We start from the raw sequence: 20,671 nt of genomic DNA on the forward strand, positions 1-20,671 counted from the left end.
CCGACGGCTACCGTCAGCGGTCGGGCCCGTCCCCGATGTCGATGGGTCGCCTGGCGCTGCGGTGGGTGGCGAGAGTAAGGGACAGAGCCCGTCGATCGAGCTTTCCACGCGGTGTGCGCGGCAGGCTGTCGACCGCCAGGAGTTGGACCGGCATACTCGGACTCGGCAGGGTCGCGCGCAGGTGCCGCCACATTTCATCGGAGCTCGGAGCATTGTCGTCCACCACGATCGCAGCCGCAGGCACCTCGCCCATGCGCGCGTCGGGCACTCCGACGCAGGCGGCCTCCGCGATACCCGGTATCGCGATGAGCGCCGCTTCGACGGCCGCGGGTTCCACGTTGAGTCCCGCCCGGATGAGCATGTCGCTGTCACGGCCGAACAACTGCAGGCGGTCGCCGACCACTCGGCCCCGGTCGCCCACCGACATCCACCCCTCGACGGGACCGTCCACCACACCTTCCTCCGTCAGATAGCCGTCGAACAACATGTCGCTGCGCACGAACACCCGGCCGTCTCGGATCTCGACCTCGACGCCGTCGAACAGTTCACCCGCCGAATCCCCGTCGGCTGTCCCGAGCCCCCGAGAGAACGACACGAAACTCAATTCGGAGGCGCCGTAGAAGTGCACGAGCGACGCGTTCGGCACGATCTCCTGGAGCGCTCGGCGTCCCGGGTACGGCCATCGGGCCGCCGAGGACAGCACCGCGCGGACGTGCTCGACCGGAGCCATTCCCGACCGCACCACGTCCCAGGCGATCGTCGGCACCGAATACAGGTGTGTGGGCCCGTCGCGCAGAGCCTGTACGACTGGCCGCAGGTCCACCGACGCACCTCGGGTGAGGGCATGCAAGGCGCCGTACAGGAAATGTGTGTGATCGAGAACGCCGGGCACCGAGACCCGACTATGGCTCGCGATGTCGAACGTGCCGTCTGAACGATCGAGAGTCGTGGCCCACGATCGTTGATTGCGCACGAACAACTTCGGTTCACCGGTAGTTCCCGAGGTAATGCCGACCAGCAGTTCGGTGTCGGGATGAGCCTGGCCGACCGGACCGTCGGATTCCAGCGCGACAGCCGTCTGGACGATCCCGCAATATCCCAGCCTGCGCAACCGGCGGTGTTGTTGCGACGCAGCCACGACGGCACCGGGTTTCGCGAGCTCGAGCACCCGGGCCAGCTGACTCGGCAGCAAGTGCCGGTGCAGCAGCACGACGCTGACACCGGCGTGCATCGCCGCCGTCACGACGACAAGCGATCCGACATCCGACGTGGGTAGCACGGCAACCCGGTTCATGCCGCCGAGCCCTGCGGCAGTGCGAGTGACCCTCGACCAGAACTCGCGATAGTCGACGCTCTCATGTCGGGAAACGATGGCTGTCGACTCCGGATGGTCGGCGGCTTGCCGGGCGATACGCTCAGCCGGCAACTCAATCATCGCCCACTCCCCTCGCGGCAAGGGCGTCGCCCATCGCATCCGCGGTGCGCAGCGCCCGGACCAGCACGGGCGTGGCCAGTGCCGTCATCGACCATTGCAGCCCGCGAGCGCGCCGTGCCTGAGCGACCTCGTGAACAATCCCGGTCAACAACGGAACACACCGGATAGCCAGAGCCAGCACGAGCCCCACCCGATCGGGATCGACGCCGACCTTCCGTAGCGGTCCGAGTGCCCGCGTCACGGTGTCGAGCATGTCCGTCACGCGAGTGGTGAGCGTGACCAGCGCCGCGAGCGCCACCGAGATCAGCAGGACGCCGCTCACCACAACAGCCCGTGCCGGCGAGGTGATCACAACTTGGAACACGGCGATGATCAGCACCAACCACACCACCGGACGCAATTGCGCCAGAACGACTTTCACCGGAATACCAGCCGCCGCGAGGAATCCCGCCACCACCATGCCGGCAAGACCGACCTGCGGCGGGGTGTGCACGAACACCGTCACCGTCACGATCGATGCGATCAACAGCACCAGTTTCAGCCCGGCGGGCATCCGGTGCAGCAGCGAGTCACCCGGGAGGTACACGCCGATCATTCGACCGATTCCCGGTAGGCGGGAACGGCGTCGTCCGGGGTTCCATCGAAAACCACGCCACCGTCGTCGATGACGATGACCCGCTCGAAACTGTCCAACAGCGACAGCTGATGGGTCACTACGATCACCTGCTGGTCCATGGAATCCAGTGCCTCGGCGACCACACGGGCGTTCCGTAGGTCCAACAGGGTGGTCGGCTCGTCGGCGACGATCACCTCAGGCCTGCGGATGAGGACGGCTCCGATGGCGAGCAACTGCTTCTGCCCGCCGGACAACAGGTGGGCGGGATGGTCGGCGTGCTCGTCGAGCCGGAACCGAACCAGCATCTCCTCGACGCGCGCGGCAACCTCCTGCTTGCTCAGACCCGTTCGCCGCAACGAGAAAGCGAGATCCTCGGAAACCGTGGGCATGACGATCTGGGTATCGGGATCGGTGAACACGAACCCGACCTTGCGCCGCACCTGCGCGCCCTTCCTGGCTGCGTCGACTCCGTCGACGGTGACGGTGCCGGAGGTCGGCGTCAGCAGTCCGTTGATCATGCGCGCCAAGGTCGATTTGCCGGAACCGTTCGACCTATGATGCCGACGCGGCGCTCGATGATGCGTAAGTCTATGTTGCGCAGGACTTTTCGATTCCCAAAGGCATGGCTCACCGAGTGGAAAACGATCTCGCTCACGACACACGCTCCACAAGCATGGCGATGCCTTGCCCGCCGCCGATCGCACATGCCGCGAGCCCGACTGCGGCTCCGCCCTGTCGGAGCATCTGACTTGCCAACCGCACCAACAAGATAGCTCCCGACGCACCCCAAGGATGACCAAGTGCGATGGCCCCGCCCTGTGGACAGATCTTCGACTCGTCCAGTCCCACTTCATCCGACACTGCCAGCACCACCGACGCGAAGGCCTCGGTGATCTCGATGACATCGAGATCAGCCGTGTGGAATCCGGTCCGCCGCAACAGCTTGCGTATGGCCGGTACCGGTCCGAGACCAGGAAAGGCAGGGTCGGATCCGGCCACCGCGGAGCCGAGTATTCGCAGCGCCGGCAGCCCCGCTGCCCGCGACGCACTGGTGACCGCCACTACCGCAGCCCCGTCGGAGATGCCACACGAGTTGCCCGCTGTCGCCGTTCCGTCTGCCCCGAAACCGGGGCGCAGCCGCGCGAGCCTGGCCTCGGTCATCCCTGCGCGAATGCGTTCGTCCCGGTGCATATCGCCGATCGGCACGATCTCAGCCGAGAAGTCGGCCGCCGCGGCGAGCGTGTGCGAGCGCGCCGCATAGGCATCCTGCCGCTCACGGCTGATACCACGGACTCGCGCTAGATCGTCCGCGGCCACACCCATGTCGGGATCGGGAAAGCCTTGCGGCGCGAACGGAGCGCGGGTGTATCGCACCGGGTCGGCGCCCGGTATCGGCGGCCAGAACCGCCATGGTGCCGTGCTCGCCGATTCGACGCCACCGGCCAGAATGAGCTCGTCAGCGCCGCTGTGCACACGCCACGCCGCCTGCATGACCGCGTCGAGGCCGGATCCGCACTGACGATCGATGGTGACACCGGGAACGTGCACTCCCAAGCCGGCCTGCAATGCCGCGATGCGGGCTGGATCGCCGCCCGGCCCGAGGCAGTTGCCGAGGACCACATCGTCCACCTCGGCGTCGATCCCGGCACCGCGCAGCGACGACAGCACGTCGCGCAGCACAGGGGCGGCCAGATCAGTGGTAGTCAGATCGGCGAACCCGTGTCCGGCGTTGCCGATCGGCGTTCGACGCGGCGCTACCAGAACGGGAACATGGTTCATGTCAGCAAGTCTTTCAGGCGACTACGGGCAACCTTGCCGTTGGCAGTCCGCGGAAGCGACCTGATCAGCACCCAGCGACGGGGAATTGCCTCCCTCGCCAGCACCCGACGTGCCCGCGATCGGACATCATCGAGCCTCGCCGCGCCATCGAGTTGCACTGCGGCCATGACGATTTCGCCGAACACGGCATGCGGAGTTCCGATAACGGCCGCGGCCGCGACGCCCTCGAGCGTCTCGAGGATGCGCTCGACATCCTCGGCGACCACCATGGTGCCACCGACATTGATCGCATATTCGCCCCTGCCCCGGACGGTCAGCTCGCGGTTGTCCCCGAGCTCCGCGAGGTCGCCGACACCGAACCACTCCGGCGCTCCGATCACACGGTAGGGGGACCGGACGTAGAGCAGCCCACCGCGAACGTCGGCATCGACGCCGTCCACCAGTCGAAGCGGCTCGGGCACGCGCCGCGCCGCGACAAGTGAGACTTCCGCGGACCCGTAGTACTCGATGATCTCGATGCCCGCCGCCGCTGTCCGAGCGCCGTCGTCCAGCGCGATGCCCGCGACGATCGCGGTACGCAGCTTCGGAGCACCACGGACCACCTCACGCAGGACAGCGGGGACAGCGTGCACCACCGTGGCCTGCGACAGGTCGTCGGTGACGCACGCACCTCGCCACAGCGCATGCAGCGCACCGAACAAATGCATCGTCGCGTGTAACGGGCCGGTGATCAGCACACGGTCCGCGGGCTCGACGCCGGTGATCGTGGTGAACGCGGGGAAACTGTCGAACCAGGATGCCGCCGTCCGGGCGAGGGGCTGTGGACGTCCGGTGGAGCCCGACGTCGACACCAGCAGAAACGCTGACGGCGGAATGCTCGGGCGGTCGGGACGTGCCTCGGGGTTCTCGACTATCACCGGGACGCCGCGCCGCGCCGCGGCACAGACGCAGATCAAAGCGTCCGGAACCGCGAGCGCCGACGCGTCGTAGACGACCGCGTGCGGTCCCTGCCGGTCGATCCACCGCTCGATCGCCTCATCGAGTTGCCGGTAGGTGTAGGTGCGGCCGTCGAAGTCCATAGCAGGCTGATCGCCCCCGCCGCCGAGTTCAGGACTATGCACCGATCACACCGGGGTACGCACGGTGTACTCCCTTGGCGACCACAGTCGCGACGGCAACTTTTACCAGGTCGCCTGGAATAAACGCGAAGTTGGTGGTGGCAGCGGGACCAACCGCGAGGTCTGTCCGGAGCACGAGCCCGAGGGTGCCGAAGAGATAGACGATCAGAATCCCGCCGACCGCATTGACAAGCAGACCGAGAACAATCGGGTATCGCGGTAGAAGTCGGCCGGTCAGCAGGCCGATGAACAAGGCTGCGGGTATCCAGCCGATGAGGTAACCAGCACTGGGCCCTGCCAGCGCGGTCAATCCGGTACGGCCACCGGACAGCAGCGGCAAACCGATCATCGTCAGCGCGAGGAAGACCACCACGGCCGCCGTGCCCTTGCGGCCCCCGAGCACCGCGCCGGCCAGGATGACACCGAGGGTCTGTACGGTGATCGGCACGCCACTGAATCCCACTGTGATGGCGCCGGGCAGACCCAACGCGGCGATCAGCGCCGCGAACACGGCGATCTGCGCCATGTCCCGCGCGGAAATTCCGGCCTGCGACTCCCGAGAGTTCTCGACACCCTCCACGACGACATCCTCCGCTACACAACTTGAACGACGTTCAAGATAGCAAACCGCACACGGGGGCGGGCCGCCCGAATCCGGTTTGCGGCACCGATGCGCGAGCTCTGCCGGACTCCTAGACTTGGAAACTGCGGCACGGTCGACCGTCGAGGCGCCATCGCGACTCAACGGGCGGCATATCCAGAAGTCCCGATTCAGCCAAGGCCCGAATTCTCTCCCGTTCCCGGAGGAGGCCACATGCCCGATCCGTCGCACATGAAAGTCTGCCTGTTCGGACGGGGGTGCACTTGTCCCACCGTCACGCTGTTTCTCGCCCCCGAGCCCCTGATCCCTGGCGGCAGCATATTGCACCTACTCGAACAGGCGCCGCTCGCCGACGACACAGCCGCGCCGAGCCTCGACGCGGGATTGGTCGAGTCGGTGCAGACCGAGTCGGCTTCCGCCGATCCAGGACGGCTGGTGCGCATCGAGTTCCAGGCGTTCCGATCCGATCTCCCCGACCCCGGCACGGTTCGTGCCGTCTTGCACGATCATCACATCTCCGACACCGCACCGATAGGTCTGGACATCGGCGACCCCGCCGAACTGACGCGGCTGGCGCTACTCCCGGAGCGGCTCATCGGATTCCGCCGCACCGAGGACTTTCAGCAAGACGCGACACGCAGCGCGATGTTCACGGTATACCGCCATTTCGAGGTCGATCAGCGCATCCGCTTGATGTACCACGGCTTCGCCGATCCCGCGACAGGCTGGTTCACGCTGCGCAGCGCGATCGCCTGAGCGTTCGGTACCGGACTTCCGATCAGGGGCCTGCGGTGTCCCATCGACGGACGCGTCCGCCCGTCCGCCCGTCCGCTCCTCGGCCCGACCGGTGCCGACTCGCGAAGCAGGTCCAGTGCCCGCGCCGATCACTCGCGCGGTGGGGCAAGATCGACGATATGGGCTCCACCCCGGAACAGCGTCTCCCCGAGAAAATCAATGACTTCCGCGTGCTCGCGCACTCCCGGCTGGCCGATTTCCCACGCATCGACATTCCGGATGCTCCGGGTACTCGCCGCGCGGCGGTTCTGCTGTGCGTGGTCGAACTGGACGGACGGCTGTCGGTGATCGTCATCAAACGGGCTTACCGTGGCCGCAACGCCGGCCAGTGGGCACTGCCTGGCGGCCGACTCGACGAAGGCGAGACTCCCGAACAAGCCGCGATGCGCGAACTACACGAAGAACTCGGCCTGACAGCAGATCCTGCCGATCTCATCGGCAAGCTCGACGACTTCCCCGCCGCATCGGGATTCGCGATCACCCCGCTCGTCGTAGCGCTGACCGACACCACCGAGCTACGCCCCAGCCCCGACGAGGTCCACTCCGTACACCTGGTCGATCTCGCTCGGCTCGCCGCCGAGGACACCCCACACTGGGTCCACGCCGACGACGCAGTACGACAAGCAGTACTCCGCGAGAACGCCCCGCCGACCGACGAAACCGGCTTTCTCCAAATGCGACTCGGCCCGAACATGACCATCCACGCGCCGACCGGCGCATTGCTCTGGCAATTCCGCGAGATCGTCCTCCTCGGCCGAACCGCATCCGCCGCCCGAGTCGCCCACTTCACCCAGCCCGATTGGACCCATCGCTGAGCCGCGATCAACCGGACATGGCTACGGCCTGCGCACTGTCGCTCGAGGCGAGACCGTTCTGCGGTGCTTCGGTGAATTCCACCGCGATGTTTCGCTGCGGATGAAGCGGGCGAACAGGGGTCGTGGCCCGGTTCAACGGCACTATGCCGCCGTGGCGTCAGTCTGCGGAGACTTCGCTGCGGTCGCCGCTCCAGAGGGTGTGGAACTTACCGTCCGCATCCATGCGCTCGTAGGTGTGTGCACCGAAGAAGTCGCGCTGGCCTTGGGTGAGGGCAGCCGGGAGCCGCTCGGCGCGCAGGGCGTCGTAGTACGACAGCGACGATGCGAAGGCAGGCACTGGAATTCCGAGCAGGGTGGCGGTGGATACGACTCGCCGCCAGCTGTCGATGGCCGTTTCGATCGCGTCGCGGAAGTACGGCGCGAGAATCAAGCTCGGCAGTGCGGGATTCTCGTCGTAGGCATCCTTGATCCGGTTCAGGAATCGAGCCCGGATGATACAACCGCCGCGCCAGATCGTTGCCAAGTCGCCGGGGTGCAGGTCCCAGTTGTACTCCGCACTGCCTGCGGCGATCTGGTCGAAGCCCTGCGCGTACGCGACAACTTTCGACGCGTACAGGGCCTGCCGAATATCTTCGGTGAATTGCGCTGTGTCGGTGGGCTTTTCACCGAGTTTGCCCGAAGCGAGGCCGGCCGCGGCTTTCCGCTGCTCGCGGGAACCGGACAGTGCTCGCGCGAATACCGCTTCGGCGATCCCTGTCACCGGTACACCGAGATCCAGGGCGGCCTTCACGGTCCAGCGACCGGTGCCCTTCTGCTCGGCCGCGTCGACGATGACATCGACGAGCGGTCGGCCTGTTTTCGCGTCGACCTGGTTCAAAACCTCGGCCGTGATTTCGACAAGGTAGCTTTCCAAGTCTCCAGAATTCCACTGGGTGAACACCTCGGCGATCTGCTTCGCACCGAAGCCGAGCGCATCGCGGAACAGATGGTAGGCCTCGCCGATGAGCTGCATATCGGCGTACTCGATGCCGTTGTGGACCATCTTGACGAAGTGCCCGGAGCCATCGGGGCCGATATGTGTGCAGCACGGCGTCCCGTCGACGTTCGCCGCGATCGATTCCAGCAGGGGCCCGAGCGAGTCGTACGACTCCTTCGGCCCGCCGGGCATGATCGCGGGACCGTTCAGCGCACCCTCCTCGCCGCCGGAGATGCCTGCGCCGACGAAGTTCAGTCCACGCTCTTTCATTGCGGATTCACGCCGAATGGTGTCGGTATAGAGCGCGTTACCGCCGTCGATGATGATGTCGCCCGGCTCCATGGCGGCGGCGAGCTCCTCGATGACGGCATCTGTCGGATCGCCCGCCTTGACCATGATCAGCACCCGGCGTGGCTTCTCGAGTGCCGCGACGAACTCTTCGATGGTTTCGGTGCGCACGAAGTCGCCGTCCGCGCCGTGTGCCTCGAGGAGTGCGTCGGTCTTGCCGATGCTGCGGTTGTGCAGCGCCACCGTATAGCCATGTTTGGCGAAGTTTCGGGCGATGTTGCTACCCATGACCGCCAGGCCGGTAACCCCGATCTGTGCGCGCGCTGTAGAGGACGCCATGAACCCGCTCTCTTCGTTCGATAGATGTAATTGCTGTCTTGCCATTGTCGCCGTGATCACTCGCCGATGCGGCCCAGGGTCTCGGCTACTCGCGCCAGATGCTCGGCCATCGCCGAACGAGCGCCCTCCGGCGAACCCACCTCGATAGCCCGGACAATGGCCTCGTGTTCCCGATCGGAATCGGCGCGGCGGTCTTGGGTCAGATTGAGGAACTCCGACTGGATGTCCAGCGCTCTGCGGGTGTCCGCGACCAGGGTGGCGAGCATCTTGTTTCCACTGGCGGCCGCGATCGCGGTGTGCAACTCTCCGTCGTATCGGACCCATTCATGGTCATCGGCGGCGACGGCAAGTTTGCCGAGTATCTCGTCAAGCCGCTGCAGTTGGTTCAGCGAGCGACGTTCGGCCGCGAAGCCCGCGGTGGGGATCTCGATGAGCTGGCGCGCCTCGATCAGGTCTTCGGCATCCACACCGGCGAACGTCAGTTGCGAGCTCTCCTTCTTGGAGACGACGAAAGTGCCTCGACCGGTTCGTGTCTCGGTGAGGCCCAAAGTCGCGCAGGCATGCAGCGCTTCCCGGACCACCGGACGGCTCACGCCGAACTGTTGAGCCAAGGCGAGCTCGGCGGGTAAACGGTCACCTACCGCATATTCCTCGCTTTGGATCAGGCTTTTCAGCCGACGAAAGACCGCTTCTGTGGCGCCGATGCGCTGGACCCGTCCTTCTTCGACCGTCACGTGACCCAGTATGGAGATCCGCTGTTATGGCGTCAAAACGCTTCGTCCAGCACGTATTGACAGCGGCAACTCCGGCGTTGACAGCGGGTGTGACCTACGTTACCGTAATCCTGTCTTACAGCCTGACAGCATGGCAGCTTTACTGACCTGCCGCTCTCGATGAGGGGGAGCGGCGGGCTGTCTCGGAGGCTGAATCAGGCCCAAGGAAGGTTTCGATGACACACCACGATGAACTGTCGGCCCGGCCAGCCGCGACACCAGCACCGAAGCTCGACCTCGGCGATGTCGGCTATCAAAAACGGCTGCGCAAGCGCCACATGCAGATGATCGCGATCGGCGGGTCGATCGGCACCGGACTATTCCTCGGAGCCAGCGGCCGCATGGCACTCGCCGGCCCGTCATTGGCCATCGTCTACATCGTGTGCGGCATCTTCACGTTCATGGTCGTGCGCGCGCTCGGCGAGTTGGTGATGTACCGCCCCTCCTCCGGGGCGTTCGTCTCCTATGCGCGCGAATTCCTCGGCGAGCGCGGAGCTTATTCGGTCGGCTGGCTGTACTTCCTGAACTGGTCGACCACACTGGTCGCCGACATCACCGCCGTAGCGCTGTACGCGCACTTCTGGTCGCTGTTCGTACCGATACCCCAGTGGGTGCTCGCACTCATCGCGCTGGCTGTAGTCGTGGGACTCAACGTCGTGTCGGTGCGGCTGTTCGGTGAGCTGGAGTTCTGGTTCGCGTTGGTCAAGGTCGGCACCATCGTCGTCTTCATGGTGCTGGCCGTGGTATTCATCGTCACCGGCACGTCGGTCGACGGAAATGTCCCCGGCATCTCGATGATCACCGACAACGGTGGCTTCTTCCCACGCGGTCTTGCTCCGATGCTGACGATCGCACTCGGGGTGGTATTCGCATTCGGCGGGACGGAGATGATCGGCGTGGCCGCTGGCGAATCCGACAACCCCGGCGCCGTCGTTCCCAAGGCGGTCAATTCGATCATGTGGCGGATAGTCCTGTTCTATGCCGGCTCGGTTGTCCTCTTCACGCTGCTGCTGCCGTGGACGGCGTACTCCCCCGACGAGAGCCCATTCGTCACGGTGATGAGTTCGATCGGTATCCCGCACGCTGGTGACGTCATGAATCTGGTGGTTCTCACCGCAGCGCTGTCGAGTCTGAACGCGGGTCTGTACGCGACCGGTCGCACCCTCCGGTCGATGGCCGTGGCCGGGACGGCGCCGCGCTTCGCCGCGCGGATGAACCGCCATGGTGTTCCTTACGGCGGGATCTTGATCACCAGTTCGGTCGGCATCGCCGGTGTTGTGCTGAATCTGCTCATGCCGCAGAAGGCATTCGAGATCGTGTTGAACCTGGCCGGGTTGGGCATCGTCGGCACCTGGGCATCAATCATGATCTGTCACTGGATATTCGTGCGGAAGTCGCAGCAGGGCGAGTACCGTCGACCGGATTTCCAGCTGCCCTTCGCGCCGGTCCTCAACATCTTGACCCTCGGATTCCTGGCCATGGTCGTCGGACTGATGTTCTTCGACGCCGAGATCGGGCGAATCACCCTAGCGGCGTTTTCCGTCGTCGTCGCCGCCATGATCGTGGGATGGTTCCGAATCAGGGGCCGTCTCGATCCGGACGTTCTCGGCCCGGTTGACCGGCCCGGCGCGGCGACCGCTGGAGTGCTGGGCGAATGACCTACCGAGAAGCCCGTGCCCACGAGGCCTCGGCGTCTGCTCCGGCAATGCTTGCGGCACCTCGCCACTCGGCATTGCGGGTCCGCATCCTCTACACCGGAGGCACCTTCGGGATGGCCGATGGGGGCGCGGGTATGCGCCCCCGTTCGGGGATCGGCGTCGAAATCGCCGATATCATCACCCGATTCGAGGATGCGGAGGGCAGGTCGGTCGAGTTCCGATATGCCGAATTCGACCGCGTCATCGATAGCGCCGATGCCGGCCCCGAGACCGCATGCCGCATTGCTGAGTGGGTCCGGTCCGGCACCGAACCGGCACAGCCGGATGGTGTCGTCGTTATCCACGGGACCGACACGATGGCCTACATGGGTGCCCGCATCGCATTCGAATTGCGTGAGATCGATGTTCCGGTCGTGCTGACCGGCGCCCAGATACCCCTCGGCCACCCTGGCAGCGACGCGCGAGACAACCTGCACCTGGCGTTGAATTCGATCGCCGCGCAACCAGGCCCAGGGACATTTATCGCATTCGGCTCGACGCTGCATCGCGCCGTGCGAGCCAGCAAACGCGCCTGCGACAACTACGACGGCTTCACCACACTCGGCGAATTCGCACCGCCCCCGCCACCGCCTCCGGCACTCGCCACGCGGCGACACAGTGCAGCGACCCGCTTGCCGGTCGGGTTGCTCACTGTATTTCCCGGCATGCATGCCGACCTGCTCGCCGCAGCAATTCGTCATTACCCCGGCGGGATCGTCCTCGAATGCTATGGCTCCGGCACGTTGCCGCTGGACGGGCCAGAAACAATCGAGGCGATCCGGAACGCAACTCGGCACGGAACGCCGGTCGTCGTCATCACCCAGTGTGACAGTGGTTCGGTTGATCTGGAGCGATACCTGCCAGGACGAGCTCTGCTGGACGCGGGCGCCATCAGCGGAGGAGACATGACCAGAGAGGCGGCGCTCGCCAAACTTGCCTACCTCGTCGATCTCGGGCTCTCCGGTCGACAGTTGCACCGTTGGATGACGACCAACCTGCTCGGCGAGTTGTCGAAGCTTGCCGCGCCCACAGCAATCCATAGCCAAGATACCTACCTGACTGCCTGGAGTCGATGATGACCGACAGCACCCGCACCGAACGTGACTCCCTGGGCGCCCGCACTGTGCCCAGCAGCGCTTACTGGGGCATCCACACCGCACGCGCACTGGACAATTTCGCCATCACGGGCGACAGCATCGGACGATATCCCGCGCTCATCATTTCGCTCGCCGCCGTGAAGCAGGCCGCCTGCCGCGCCAACCGTGAACTCGGCATCCTGGACGCCCGACGCGCCGACGCGATCGAATCAGCTTGCGACGAGATCAGGGCCGGCGCGCTGCACGATCAATTTCCTATCGACCCGATCCAAGGCGGCGCGGGAACCTCGACGAACATGAACACCAACGAGGTCATCGCCAACCGGGCGCTGGAGTTGATCGGCCACGACCGTGGAAGCTACGCCGAACTCGATCCGCTCGACCATGTCAATCTCGGCCAATCCACCAACGACGTTTATCCGACAGCCATCAGACTCACTGTCGTTCAACACATTCGGGAACTCGTGGCCGCCTTGGGCCGGCTCGCGGACACATTCGGCGGCAAGGCGACCGAATTCGCCGATGTCATCAAAATGGGCCGTACCCAGTTGCAAGACGCCGTGCCGATGACGCTGGGACAGGAATTCGAGACCTTCGCGGTCATGGTGCGCGAGGATCGCGACCGGCTCGAGGAAGGCATCGCACTGCTGTGCGAAAGCAATCTCGGCGGCACCGCGATCGGAACCGGAATCAACGGCCATCCGAGCTACCCCGCACTGGCATGCGCCCACCTGGCCGAGCTCACCGGAGAACTCGTCATACCAGCGGCCGACCTGATCGAAGCGACCCAGGATTGTGGCGTCTTCGTCCAGGTCTCCGGAATCCTCAAGCGGGTCGCGGTCAAGCTGTCGAAGACGTGCAACGACCTGCGTCTTATGTCATCAGGTCCCACAACAGGGTTCGGTGAAATCAACCTGCCCCCGGTGCAAGCGGGATCATCGATCATGCCGGGGAAGGTCAACCCGGTCGTCCCGGAGATCGTCAACCAGGTCGCGTTCGAGGCCATCGGAAACGACCTGACCGTCACGATGGCCGCCGAGGCCGGGCAACTGCAACTCAATGCCTTCGAACCGATCATCGCCTACAGCTTGCTGCGCACCACGACACACCTGACCGCCGCCGTCGAGGCGTTGGCAACCAAATGCGTCGCGGGCATCACCCCTAACCGCGACCACTTGGAACAAGGCGTCCGACGCTCCATCGGCATCGTCACGGCACTGACCCCGCACATCGGATACGCCGCCAGCGCCCTGGTCGCCAAACAGGCGCTGCAAACCGGAGAATCCGTCAGTGACATCGCGATCGAACTCGGACTCCTCGCCCGAGAAAGAATCGACGAAATCCTCGCGCCACGCCGACTCGCGGGCATCACCGCTCCCTCAGCGGAAACCACCAGGCCCCGCCAATAGCCCATGTCGCCGGTGGTAACACAGGACATCGCCATCCTGCGATTCGATCTCCACGACCGATGGCTCGCCAGCATGACCGGGTTCTCCGGCCTCGCCGCCATCCTGCACTTCGAGCCCATCCTGCAGCCGATGACAGCGAGGGGAATGCCGGAGTCGTGGCTGATCTTCCCCATCGGCATTCGTAAGACGGCGGAATTCTTCCTCGCCATCGGCTTCGTCGGCTTGGGCATCGCGACACTCACGCTGCAGCTGAGGTAGCACCTGGCCGGGTTTGTCCGGTACCGCGATGTGTCCGCAGTGGATGGCGAGAGATTTTTTGTCAGGCCGCCGTGCCGCGCTGGCGCACGTCGGCGGGATCGCGCGACAGACCGGTGAGCCGCGCCAGCCTGCGGTGCGATTCCAAGCGAACGGCACGGTCGTAGGTACTGGTGTGCACAAGGATCTCGTCGGCGCCGGTCCTGGTCACCAACCGCTCCAGCTGATCGGCGACCTCCTCTTCAGTACCGTGAATATGACCGCGCAACGCTTCGTCGAAAATCCGGCGCTCCCGGTCGGTCATGGTGAGCGCTTCGATCTCAGAAGGCGGAATCAGGGTCGGGAATGTGCCGTGGGTACGTGAGTACGCAGTGGACCAGGCCTCCGGCAGCAGCAGTCGATGCGCCTGCCGAGTGGTATCGGCGATGACGACCGATCCCGAGACCATCACGTAGGGTTCGGCACCGGGGGCGGCGGGACGGAACCCGGCCCGATAGCGCTCGATGGCCGCGATCATGCGGTCTTCGCCGCCCACGGCAGCGATCACCAGCGGGAGTCCGAATCGGGCGGCACGCTCCGCGCCGGATCCGGTCGCCAGCAGGAACGCCGGAACGCGCAGTCCTTCCGTCGGCCAGGCGTGCACGCCCTCCTGCCCGCCGTGAGCGAAGTACGCCAGCAGCTCGGTGAGCTGGGCGTCGAACTCCTCGGCGTCGCGCTTGTCATGCCCGAGCGCTCGCCGCACGCCGTTGGTGAAGCCGACCGACCGGCCCAGCCCCATGTCGATACGTCCCGGATACAACGACTCCAGCACGCCGAACTGCTCGGCCACAATCAGCGGTTGATGGTTGGGCAGCATCACTCCGCCGGTACCGATCCGGATCCGTGCGGTCGCGGCGGCGGCTGCGGCCGCGAGCACCGTGGGCGCCGAGCCCGCCACGCCGGGCACGCTGTGGTGCTCGGACACCCAGAACCGGTGATAGCCCCACTGCTCGACGAGCCGGGCGAACTCGACGGTCTCCCTCAGCGCCGCAGAATGGCTCTGGCCGCGCCGAACCCGCGAGCGGTCGAGGACGGAGAACCGGATAGAGCGAAGTGCCGGGGTCATACCGGTGTCAACGCCACGGTGACGCACTGATTCCGCGGCGCCGTTCACTGGGACTTCGACAGATCCAGCGCCTGCGCCAGCACCTGCCACGCCTTCGGCAGTTGCGCCTCGAAATCCGGCCATGTGTGCATTCCCTCGGCCGTGTACTCCACGGCGGCGGGAATCCTCAATGCGGCGAGCCGAGCGGCGAACAGCTCGGTGCACGACCGTGCCCCAGCCTCGAGCGCCGCGCCGCCGCCCGCGGTCGCCAACGCGTCCACGATCGTCGACGAGTTCGCCACCGCCACAAGATCTGCGCCGGTGGGCAGACCGGTGGCCGCCGAGAGGTAGATCGCGGTGCCGCGCAGCGCTTCGGCGTTCAGCACACTGTCGTGCGCGGCCCATTCGGGTGCGACCGGCGGACCCCAGAGGTTGTCGACGTTGCCGCCACGTGAGGCGACCGTGATCGTGGTGACGGCGCGACCGAGCGGGTCGGCGGTGGAGTAGCACCCGCTCATCCCGGCGACGGCGCGGTACCAGCCAGGGTGGCGCTGGGCCAGCATGATCGCGGCCTGCGCCCCCATCGACACGCCGGCGATCGCCCGCCTGCCGTCGGAACGCAGCAGCGATTCCACGATCGGCGGAAGCTCGGCGGTGAGGAAGGTCTCCCAGCGATTGAGCCCCAACTGGGTGTCGTGACGGACCCAGTCGCTGTACATGCTGCCGGTGCCGCCGGCGGGCAGCACCACGTCGACCGGCTTGTCCGCGAAGAACTCCGCCGCCCTGCCCTTGGTCAGCCAGGCGGAGGTGGCGTCGCCATCGACGCCGTCGAGCAAGTACAGCACCGGCCGAGGCGCCGCTCCGCTACCGCGCAGGACGTCGACGGTGATGACGCGGCGCATCGCCGCCGAGGCGATCGACAACCGCTCGCGCTGCGGCGCGACCTGCTCGAGCGAGATCAGGCCGGTCCGGGTCATGTCCGGATCGACGACGGGCGGCGGGGTGGGCGACGGCACCGGATCGGCAAGCACGGTCGCAGCGCTCACCGAGGCGATGGCCACCATCGCCGCCACCGTGATCAGCACTCGGAGACTCATCCGGCCGCAGGAGCCCGTTCTGCCTGTCGGGCCCCGGCGTACTCGCTGTGCTCCTCGAACAGCCGTGTACGGACCTCCAGCTGTTCGAGACACGGTGGTCACAGGTACTCCTTTGCGCACCCCGAGACATCAGGGCGCAGTCGACGACAGCGACCAAATGTCAGGCCGAACGCCCTGACTACCTGATCGTTGGGCGAGGTGACAACAGCCATCGGGCCCTGCTGAGGCAATCCACAACCGCTCGATTCACCGACGGCCGCTACCGACCAGTTCCGCGCCCTTGTCATGACACCGCCGGGCACGCCATGGCCGGGGTGCCCGGCCAAGTGTGCGAGTTTCGATGCCGGCGCCTCGGTACTCGCGCTCAGCTGTATGCCCGTCATGCCTCCCGAAGTTTAGCGACGGATCGTGATGGAATCGAGATATGCTGGAAAGTATCAGGAAGTCATCAGAGTCGACATTCGCAGTTGGCTGAACACAAGCCCTCGAGCAGATTCCGAGGCACGCGGCGCGTCGGACTGTCACATTTCCGCGGCGCCTCGTTTCGGCCTCGCGAATTTCCTGTCCTGGCGAATTCGTGGGTTTCCGACAGTGTGTGACGCAATGACGACCACGCATTCCGGTGGTCACCATAGAGACGTCCGACGGCCGCGGATAGGCCCCCGCGACGTCGTAGGAACCATTCATCGGCGCGACGGTGCGCGACTGGTAAGTTGCACAAATCGCCGCGCGCCGCGGCGCCGCTGCGGTTCCTGCCGTGAGCCACGGGCGTGGCGGGCAAAGCTGCGAGCCGTCCCATGAGATCATCCCAACGCGTGTGCAGCAGGTCTCACCACCGATAACATCGAGCGCCGTGCCCATACGGCGAGGCGACGAGTTCGAAGGGCGAAATACCACAGATGAGCGGTACGCGAGAAAAGCTGGACGAGCTGCGAGGGATCCTCGAGCTGGCCGAAGAACCCGCCGGTGAAACCGGAATCGCGAAGCGCAAGAGCAAGGGCATTCCGAGCGCGCGGGAACGGGTACGCGCACTGCTCGACCCGGGCAGCTTCGTGGAGATCGGCGCCCTGGTGCGCCAGCCGGGTACATCCGATGCCATGTACGGCGACGGCGTGGTCACCGGCCGGGGCCGCATCGACGGCAGGCCCGTCGTGGTGATCGCGCACGACCAAACCGTGTTCGGCGGCTCCGTCGGGGAGATGTTCGGCCGCAAGGTCGCCAAGGCGCTGGACTTCGCCACCGACAACGCCTGCCCAGTGGTCGCGATCAACGACTCGGGCGGCGCTCGCATCCAGGACGCGGTCACGTCGCTGGCCTGGTACGCCCTCATGAGCCGCCGCCAGGAACGGCTGTCCGGTTTCGTGCCGCAGGTGTCGATCATGCTCGGCAAATGCGCGGCGGGGTCGGTCTACGCTCCGGTCAATACCGACATCTTGATCGCGACCGAGAAGTCGTACATGTTCGTCACCGGGCCGGAGGTGATCAAAGAAGTCACCGGTGCGGAGGTGACCATGGAGGAACTCGGCGGAGCGCAGGTCCAAGCGGCCAACGGCACCATTCATCACGTCGCCGCCAGCGAGCAGGACGCGTTCGATTGGGCCAGAACGTATTTGAGCTACCTGCCGTCGAGCTGCCTGGAGCAGGGACCGATCGTCAACCCGGGCATCGAGCCGGAGATCAGCTCGCACGATCTGGAGCTGGACTCCATTATCCCGGACTCGGACCGGGAGGGCTACGACATGCACGAGATCTTGCTGCGCCTGTTCGACGACGGCGAGTTCCACGAGATCAGCGCCGCCACCGCGCAGAATCTGATCACCGGTTTCGCCAGGGTGGATGGACGCAGCGTCGGCGTGATCGCGAATCAGCCGCTGGCCCTCGGCGGCGCCATCGACGCCAAGTGCTCAGACAAGGCGACGCATTTCATCCGGCTGTGCGACGTCTACGGCCTGCCGTTGATCTTCGTCGTCGACACCCCTGGCGTGCTGCCCGGTGTCGAGGAAGAGCGTAACGGCGTGATCAAGCGCGGCGGGCGGTTCTTCCGAGCGGTGATCGAGGCGACCGTCCCGATCGTCACCGTCGTGGTGCGCAAGGCCTACGGCGGCGGCTACGCGGTGATGGGCTGTAAGCAGCTGGGCGCCGATATCAGCCTGGCCTGGCCCACCGCGCGGATCGCGGTGATGGGCGCGGAGAGCGCCGTGAGTATCGTCGGCAAGCGCCAGCTCGCCCAAGTGCCCGCCGAGCAGCGGGAGGCCGCGCGGGACTTCTTGATCGACCAGTACAACACGACCGTCGCCACGCCGTGGATCGCGGCCGAGCGTGGCTATATCGACGCGGTGATAGAGCCCTCCCGGACCAGACTGGAGATCCGCCACGCGCTGCGGCTGTTGCGCGAGAAGGAGGCGAGCGTGGAGCCGAATCCGCGCAAACACAGCCTTTTCCCGGTCTGATCCGATCCCACCGCGCCAAGCGGTTGTGTTGTGTCACACCAGAACCGGCTGCCCATCGTGAGATGTCCGGTGATCGACACCGAACCGGGCGCCCCGGCTCGCCGGGGCCCTGATGTGCACAGCGTTGCCGGACCTCTTCGCTCGCCGTGTTGTGGGCTGGCCCGCGACCTGCCCGCTGCGCCCGTCTCTACCGGCTGCGGGCACGCCGCGCTCCTGCTCAGCCATGACTACCCCAGCTGAGATCGGCGGCCGCCCATTCCGATTCCCACTGGTGCAGGCGCCGCCGGTCCAGACCGCGACGCAGCAGGAAGTAGCCGCCCGCGAGCACGACAAAGACGCCGAGCGCCGCGCCCGAGGTGAGCAGGACCGCCTTGCTGGCCGCCTGGGTCGAGGACGGCGGCTCCACGATGGTGCCACCTTCGTTCAACCAGATCGAGACCGTGGAACCCGGCTCGACTACGGTGGTCGACTGGTAATCGCCCGTGTGCGTCACGCCGTCGGCATCCTTCCAGGACACCCGCGCGGGCATGATCGGCGCGTACAGCGGCGCCTTGCCTGTCTCGATCACGGTGGCGTCGACCTGGTGCAGCTGCGCAGTTCGAGCTTGCACCGCTGCCGTTTCCGTGCGATACACCCGACCACCGACCGTCATGGCAAGCACCGGAACGACGAGGACGAACACCAGTGCGAGAAACATCGCGACGCCGGCTTGCAGGCGGTCTTCCTTCCGTCGCAGCGGATTACGGTCCAGCCCGACGCGTCGGCACGTCCGGCGGTACATATTCACCGACCCTGTAGACATGACGGTGACTCCTCGTTCCGGAACTCGGTTGTGATAGCGACGAGGGTGTCGAAGAACTCTTCGACGAGGGCAGACAGGCCCATCGGGTCCGGGCCCGCCGCCCAGCTTTGCAACGCGGCGAGCAGCATGCCCGCACCGGCGCCTACCGCGGCGGCCGGACGTGGATCCGTCAGCGGATCCACCCCCAGCCTCGCCGCGATGATCCGTACCGATTCGCGCTGCCCATCGATGCGGATGCGCTGATAACCGGCGAACAGCTCGGGCTCGTCCTCAAAACGCTGAAACAGCGCCCAACGCCGCGCCAGCAGAGCCGCGCGGGCTCCGCCGTATTCGGTGGCCAGCCAGTCGTGGACGGCGTGGTGATAGGCGGTCAGCGGCGGCTCGCCGATCGGGCGGCGGCGCAGGGCTTCGTTGAACAGGTGCACATCCTGGTCCACGTCGCCGAGGATCGCTTCCTCGATGGAGGCGAAATGCCTACTGAACGTGCGCCGGGTGACGCCGGCCCGCACCGCGATGTCCTCGACGGCGACCGCCTCGAGTCCGCGCTCGGTGAGCAGGTCGAATGCGGCACGCGATAGCGCCTGTCGACTACGCCGCGTGCGCAGCCGACGACCATCGAGATCGACACCGTCGTCGCTCATGTTCAAAGCCTACCACCTTATTGTCTCATTGGGACAATACTTTGCCTTTCTTCGCTTGCCCGACGCGGCTGCCCTCCGCCTGGGTGAGTTCATCCCTGCTCAGCGCTCCGCGGCGGACGTAGCGTCCGATGGCACGAGCATTCGTCTCGGTTATCACATGCCCAAGTTCAGCGACACCCAATCAGCCGCCGAGCTGTTCCGCGTGGTCACCGCGGAGACGCGCGAGGCAGAGACCGCCGGATTCGTGAGGGACCACGTCTATCAGCCGCCCGTTATCGGCAGACCAGACGAGCCGACGCCGGATACATGTACGGGTCGGCGATCTTGTCGAGATAGAGCGCGCCAACCAGGCTAACTGGAGTAGATGCGGGGTAGGTCTGTCTCGGCGAAGCGCAGCATGAGGAACGCGCCGTCGGGGCGAGGACAGCCGCACTGACGCGGTCGGTCGGGATCTGGAGCGGCATGTGTGGTTTGCCCCTCCGCGCGCAACAGCTCGTCGCGCTGGACGCGCCAGACAGCGGAACCACCGATCCGGCGGCGCAGCGCGCCTCTTCGAGGATCAGCCATCAGCTGTGGGGCTCCCGCCGGTGCAGAACTCGCGACG

19 protein-coding genes and 1 pseudogene are annotated in these 20,671 nt (G+C 65.8%); 7 read left to right on the forward strand and 13 right to left on the reverse strand.

Annotated features, from left to right (window positions below; translation table 11 throughout):
- Positions 1–13: 13 nt before the first annotated feature.
- From AB0H00_RS25730 to AB0H00_RS25755, 6 genes and pseudogenes are all read right to left on the reverse strand, one after another.
- Entirely contained in the window at positions 14–1,435 is a 1,422-nt protein-coding gene (locus AB0H00_RS25730) for an AMP-binding protein (protein WP_357271034.1), read from the reverse strand.
- Positions 1,428–2,030, reverse strand: coding sequence for an energy-coupling factor transporter transmembrane protein EcfT (locus AB0H00_RS25735; protein ID WP_357271037.1), 603 nt, complete (start codon positions 2,028–2,030; stop codon positions 1,428–1,430). The genes AB0H00_RS25730 and AB0H00_RS25735 overlap by 8 nt, the downstream gene beginning before the upstream one ends.
- Positions 2,027–2,706: pseudogene (locus tag AB0H00_RS25740) on the reverse strand (ABC transporter ATP-binding protein). The gene AB0H00_RS25735 and the pseudogene AB0H00_RS25740 overlap by 4 nt, the downstream one beginning before the upstream one ends.
- Positions 2,703–3,830, reverse strand: coding sequence for a thiolase family protein (locus AB0H00_RS25745; protein WP_357271040.1), 1,128 nt, complete (start codon positions 3,828–3,830; stop codon positions 2,703–2,705). Before AB0H00_RS25745 ends, AB0H00_RS25740 begins: the two are co-directional and overlap by 4 nt.
- Positions 3,827–4,909, reverse strand: coding sequence for an AMP-binding protein (locus tag AB0H00_RS25750; RefSeq protein WP_357271178.1), 1,083 nt, complete (start codon positions 4,907–4,909; stop codon positions 3,827–3,829). Before AB0H00_RS25750 ends, AB0H00_RS25745 begins: the two co-directional genes overlap by 4 nt.
- 34 nt (positions 4,910–4,943) lie before the next feature.
- Positions 4,944–5,528 (reverse strand): biotin transporter BioY, encoded by a 585-nt coding sequence (locus tag AB0H00_RS25755; protein WP_357271043.1) that lies wholly within the window; start codon positions 5,526–5,528, stop codon positions 4,944–4,946.
- A gap of 234 nt (positions 5,529–5,762) precedes the next feature.
- Here AB0H00_RS25755 and AB0H00_RS25760 point away from each other — a divergent pair, with 234 nt between their 5' ends.
- Positions 5,763–6,305: a hypothetical protein gene (locus AB0H00_RS25760; RefSeq protein WP_357271046.1), complete on the forward strand. Its 543-nt coding sequence runs from the start codon at positions 5,763–5,765 to the stop codon at positions 6,303–6,305.
- Positions 6,306–6,463: 158 nt separating this feature from the next.
- On the forward strand, positions 6,464–7,159 hold the full coding sequence (locus AB0H00_RS25765; protein WP_357271049.1) for a CoA pyrophosphatase: 696 nt from the start codon (positions 6,464–6,466) through the stop codon (positions 7,157–7,159).
- Positions 7,160–7,316: 157 nt separating this feature from the next.
- Here AB0H00_RS25765 and gndA read toward each other — a convergent pair whose 3' ends face one another.
- The gene (gene gndA / locus AB0H00_RS25770; RefSeq protein WP_357271051.1) at positions 7,317–8,762 is read right to left on the reverse strand and encodes an NADP-dependent phosphogluconate dehydrogenase; all 1,446 of its coding nucleotides are present in this window, start codon (positions 8,760–8,762) and stop codon (positions 7,317–7,319) included.
- 56 nt (positions 8,763–8,818) lie between these two features.
- Positions 8,819–9,496 (reverse strand): FadR/GntR family transcriptional regulator, encoded by a 678-nt coding sequence (locus AB0H00_RS25775; RefSeq protein WP_357271053.1) that lies wholly within the window; start codon positions 9,494–9,496, stop codon positions 8,819–8,821.
- Between the two features lie 215 nt (positions 9,497–9,711).
- Here AB0H00_RS25775 and AB0H00_RS25780 point away from each other — a divergent pair, with 215 nt between their 5' ends.
- Genes AB0H00_RS25780 through AB0H00_RS25795 form a run of 4 tightly spaced genes read left to right on the forward strand, consistent with a single transcriptional unit; the run spans position 9,712 to position 13,996 of the window.
- Positions 9,712–11,193 carry an amino acid permease gene (locus AB0H00_RS25780; protein WP_357271055.1) on the forward strand — a complete coding sequence of 494 codons (1,482 nt, stop codon included), beginning with the start codon at positions 9,712–9,714 and terminating at the stop codon, positions 11,191–11,193.
- Positions 11,190–12,308: an asparaginase gene (locus tag AB0H00_RS25785; protein ID WP_357271058.1), complete on the forward strand. Its 1,119-nt coding sequence runs from the start codon at positions 11,190–11,192 to the stop codon at positions 12,306–12,308. The genes AB0H00_RS25780 and AB0H00_RS25785 overlap by 4 nt, the downstream gene beginning before the upstream one ends.
- Positions 12,308–13,738: an aspartate ammonia-lyase gene (locus tag AB0H00_RS25790; RefSeq protein ID WP_357271061.1), complete on the forward strand. Its 1,431-nt coding sequence runs from the start codon at positions 12,308–12,310 to the stop codon at positions 13,736–13,738. Before AB0H00_RS25785 ends, AB0H00_RS25790 begins: the two co-directional genes overlap by 1 nt.
- A gap of 12 nt (positions 13,739–13,750) precedes the next feature.
- Positions 13,751–13,996 (forward strand): hypothetical protein, encoded by a 246-nt coding sequence (locus AB0H00_RS25795; RefSeq protein WP_357271063.1) that lies wholly within the window; start codon positions 13,751–13,753, stop codon positions 13,994–13,996.
- 61 nt (positions 13,997–14,057) lie between these two features.
- Here AB0H00_RS25795 and AB0H00_RS25800 read toward each other — a convergent pair whose 3' ends face one another.
- Together AB0H00_RS25800 and AB0H00_RS25805 are read right to left on the reverse strand one after the other, a co-directional pair.
- Complete coding sequence (locus AB0H00_RS25800) at positions 14,058–15,098, reverse strand: LLM class flavin-dependent oxidoreductase (protein WP_357271066.1); 1,041 nt, start codon at positions 15,096–15,098, stop codon at positions 14,058–14,060.
- A gap of 44 nt (positions 15,099–15,142) precedes the next feature.
- On the reverse strand, positions 15,143–16,162 hold the full coding sequence (locus AB0H00_RS25805; RefSeq protein ID WP_357271069.1) for an alpha/beta hydrolase family protein: 1,020 nt from the start codon (positions 16,160–16,162) through the stop codon (positions 15,143–15,145).
- A gap of 911 nt (positions 16,163–17,073) precedes the next feature.
- Here AB0H00_RS25805 and AB0H00_RS25810 point away from each other — a divergent pair.
- The gene (locus AB0H00_RS25810) at positions 17,074–18,624 is read left to right on the forward strand and encodes an acyl-CoA carboxylase subunit beta (protein WP_357271072.1); all 1,551 of its coding nucleotides are present in this window, start codon (positions 17,074–17,076) and stop codon (positions 18,622–18,624) included.
- Between the two features lie 217 nt (positions 18,625–18,841).
- Here AB0H00_RS25810 and AB0H00_RS25815 read toward each other — a convergent pair whose 3' ends face one another.
- The 3 genes from AB0H00_RS25815 to AB0H00_RS25825 all read right to left on the reverse strand — a co-directional run bounded on the left by AB0H00_RS25815 (position 18,842) and on the right by AB0H00_RS25825 (position 20,634).
- Positions 18,842–19,426, reverse strand: a complete 585-nt coding sequence (locus AB0H00_RS25815; protein WP_357271074.1) for a hypothetical protein — start codon at positions 19,424–19,426, stop codon at positions 18,842–18,844.
- Complete coding sequence (locus tag AB0H00_RS25820) at positions 19,408–20,067, reverse strand: helix-turn-helix domain-containing protein (protein ID WP_357271077.1); 660 nt, start codon at positions 20,065–20,067, stop codon at positions 19,408–19,410. The genes AB0H00_RS25815 and AB0H00_RS25820 overlap by 19 nt, the downstream gene beginning before the upstream one ends.
- A gap of 351 nt (positions 20,068–20,418) precedes the next feature.
- Entirely contained in the window at positions 20,419–20,634 is a 216-nt protein-coding gene (locus AB0H00_RS25825) for a hypothetical protein (RefSeq protein WP_357271080.1), read from the reverse strand.
- Between the last annotated feature and the right edge of the window lie 37 nt (positions 20,635–20,671).

The sequence above is a fragment of the Nocardia sp. NPDC023852 genome (genome assembly GCF_040639505.1).
Taxonomy (GTDB): Bacteria; Actinomycetota; Actinomycetes; order Mycobacteriales; family Mycobacteriaceae; genus Nocardia.

Coding starts and splice junctions, on each gene's coding strand:
- AB0H00_RS25790 (WP_357271061.1), top strand. CDS start 12,308: ATGACCGACAGCACCCGCACCGAACGTGACTCCCTGGGCGCCCGCACT.
- AB0H00_RS25780 (WP_357271055.1), top strand. CDS start 9,712: ATGACACACCACGATGAACTGTCGGCCCGGCCAGCCGCGACACCAGCA.
- AB0H00_RS25800 (WP_357271066.1), bottom strand. CDS start 15,098: ATGACCCCGGCACTTCGCTCTATCCGGTTCTCCGTCCTCGACCGCTCG.
- AB0H00_RS25760 (WP_357271046.1), top strand. CDS start 5,763: ATGCCCGATCCGTCGCACATGAAAGTCTGCCTGTTCGGACGGGGGTGC.
- AB0H00_RS25810 (WP_357271072.1), top strand. CDS start 17,074: ATGAGCGGTACGCGAGAAAAGCTGGACGAGCTGCGAGGGATCCTCGAG.
- AB0H00_RS25825 (WP_357271080.1), bottom strand. CDS start 20,634: ATGGCTGATCCTCGAAGAGGCGCGCTGCGCCGCCGGATCGGTGGTTCC.
- gndA (WP_357271051.1), bottom strand. CDS start 8,762: ATGGCGTCCTCTACAGCGCGCGCACAGATCGGGGTTACCGGCCTGGCG.
- AB0H00_RS25815 (WP_357271074.1), bottom strand. CDS start 19,426: ATGTCTACAGGGTCGGTGAATATGTACCGCCGGACGTGCCGACGCGTC.
- AB0H00_RS25785 (WP_357271058.1), top strand. CDS start 11,190: ATGACCTACCGAGAAGCCCGTGCCCACGAGGCCTCGGCGTCTGCTCCG.
- AB0H00_RS25820 (WP_357271077.1), bottom strand. CDS start 20,067: ATGAGCGACGACGGTGTCGATCTCGATGGTCGTCGGCTGCGCACGCGG.
- AB0H00_RS25730 (WP_357271034.1), bottom strand. CDS start 1,435: ATGATTGAGTTGCCGGCTGAGCGTATCGCCCGGCAAGCCGCCGACCAT.
- AB0H00_RS25735 (WP_357271037.1), bottom strand. CDS start 2,030: ATGATCGGCGTGTACCTCCCGGGTGACTCGCTGCTGCACCGGATGCCC.
- AB0H00_RS25745 (WP_357271040.1), bottom strand. CDS start 3,830: ATGAACCATGTTCCCGTTCTGGTAGCGCCGCGTCGAACGCCGATCGGC.
- AB0H00_RS25765 (WP_357271049.1), top strand. CDS start 6,464: ATGGGCTCCACCCCGGAACAGCGTCTCCCCGAGAAAATCAATGACTTC.
- AB0H00_RS25750 (WP_357271178.1), bottom strand. CDS start 4,909: ATGGACTTCGACGGCCGCACCTACACCTACCGGCAACTCGATGAGGCG.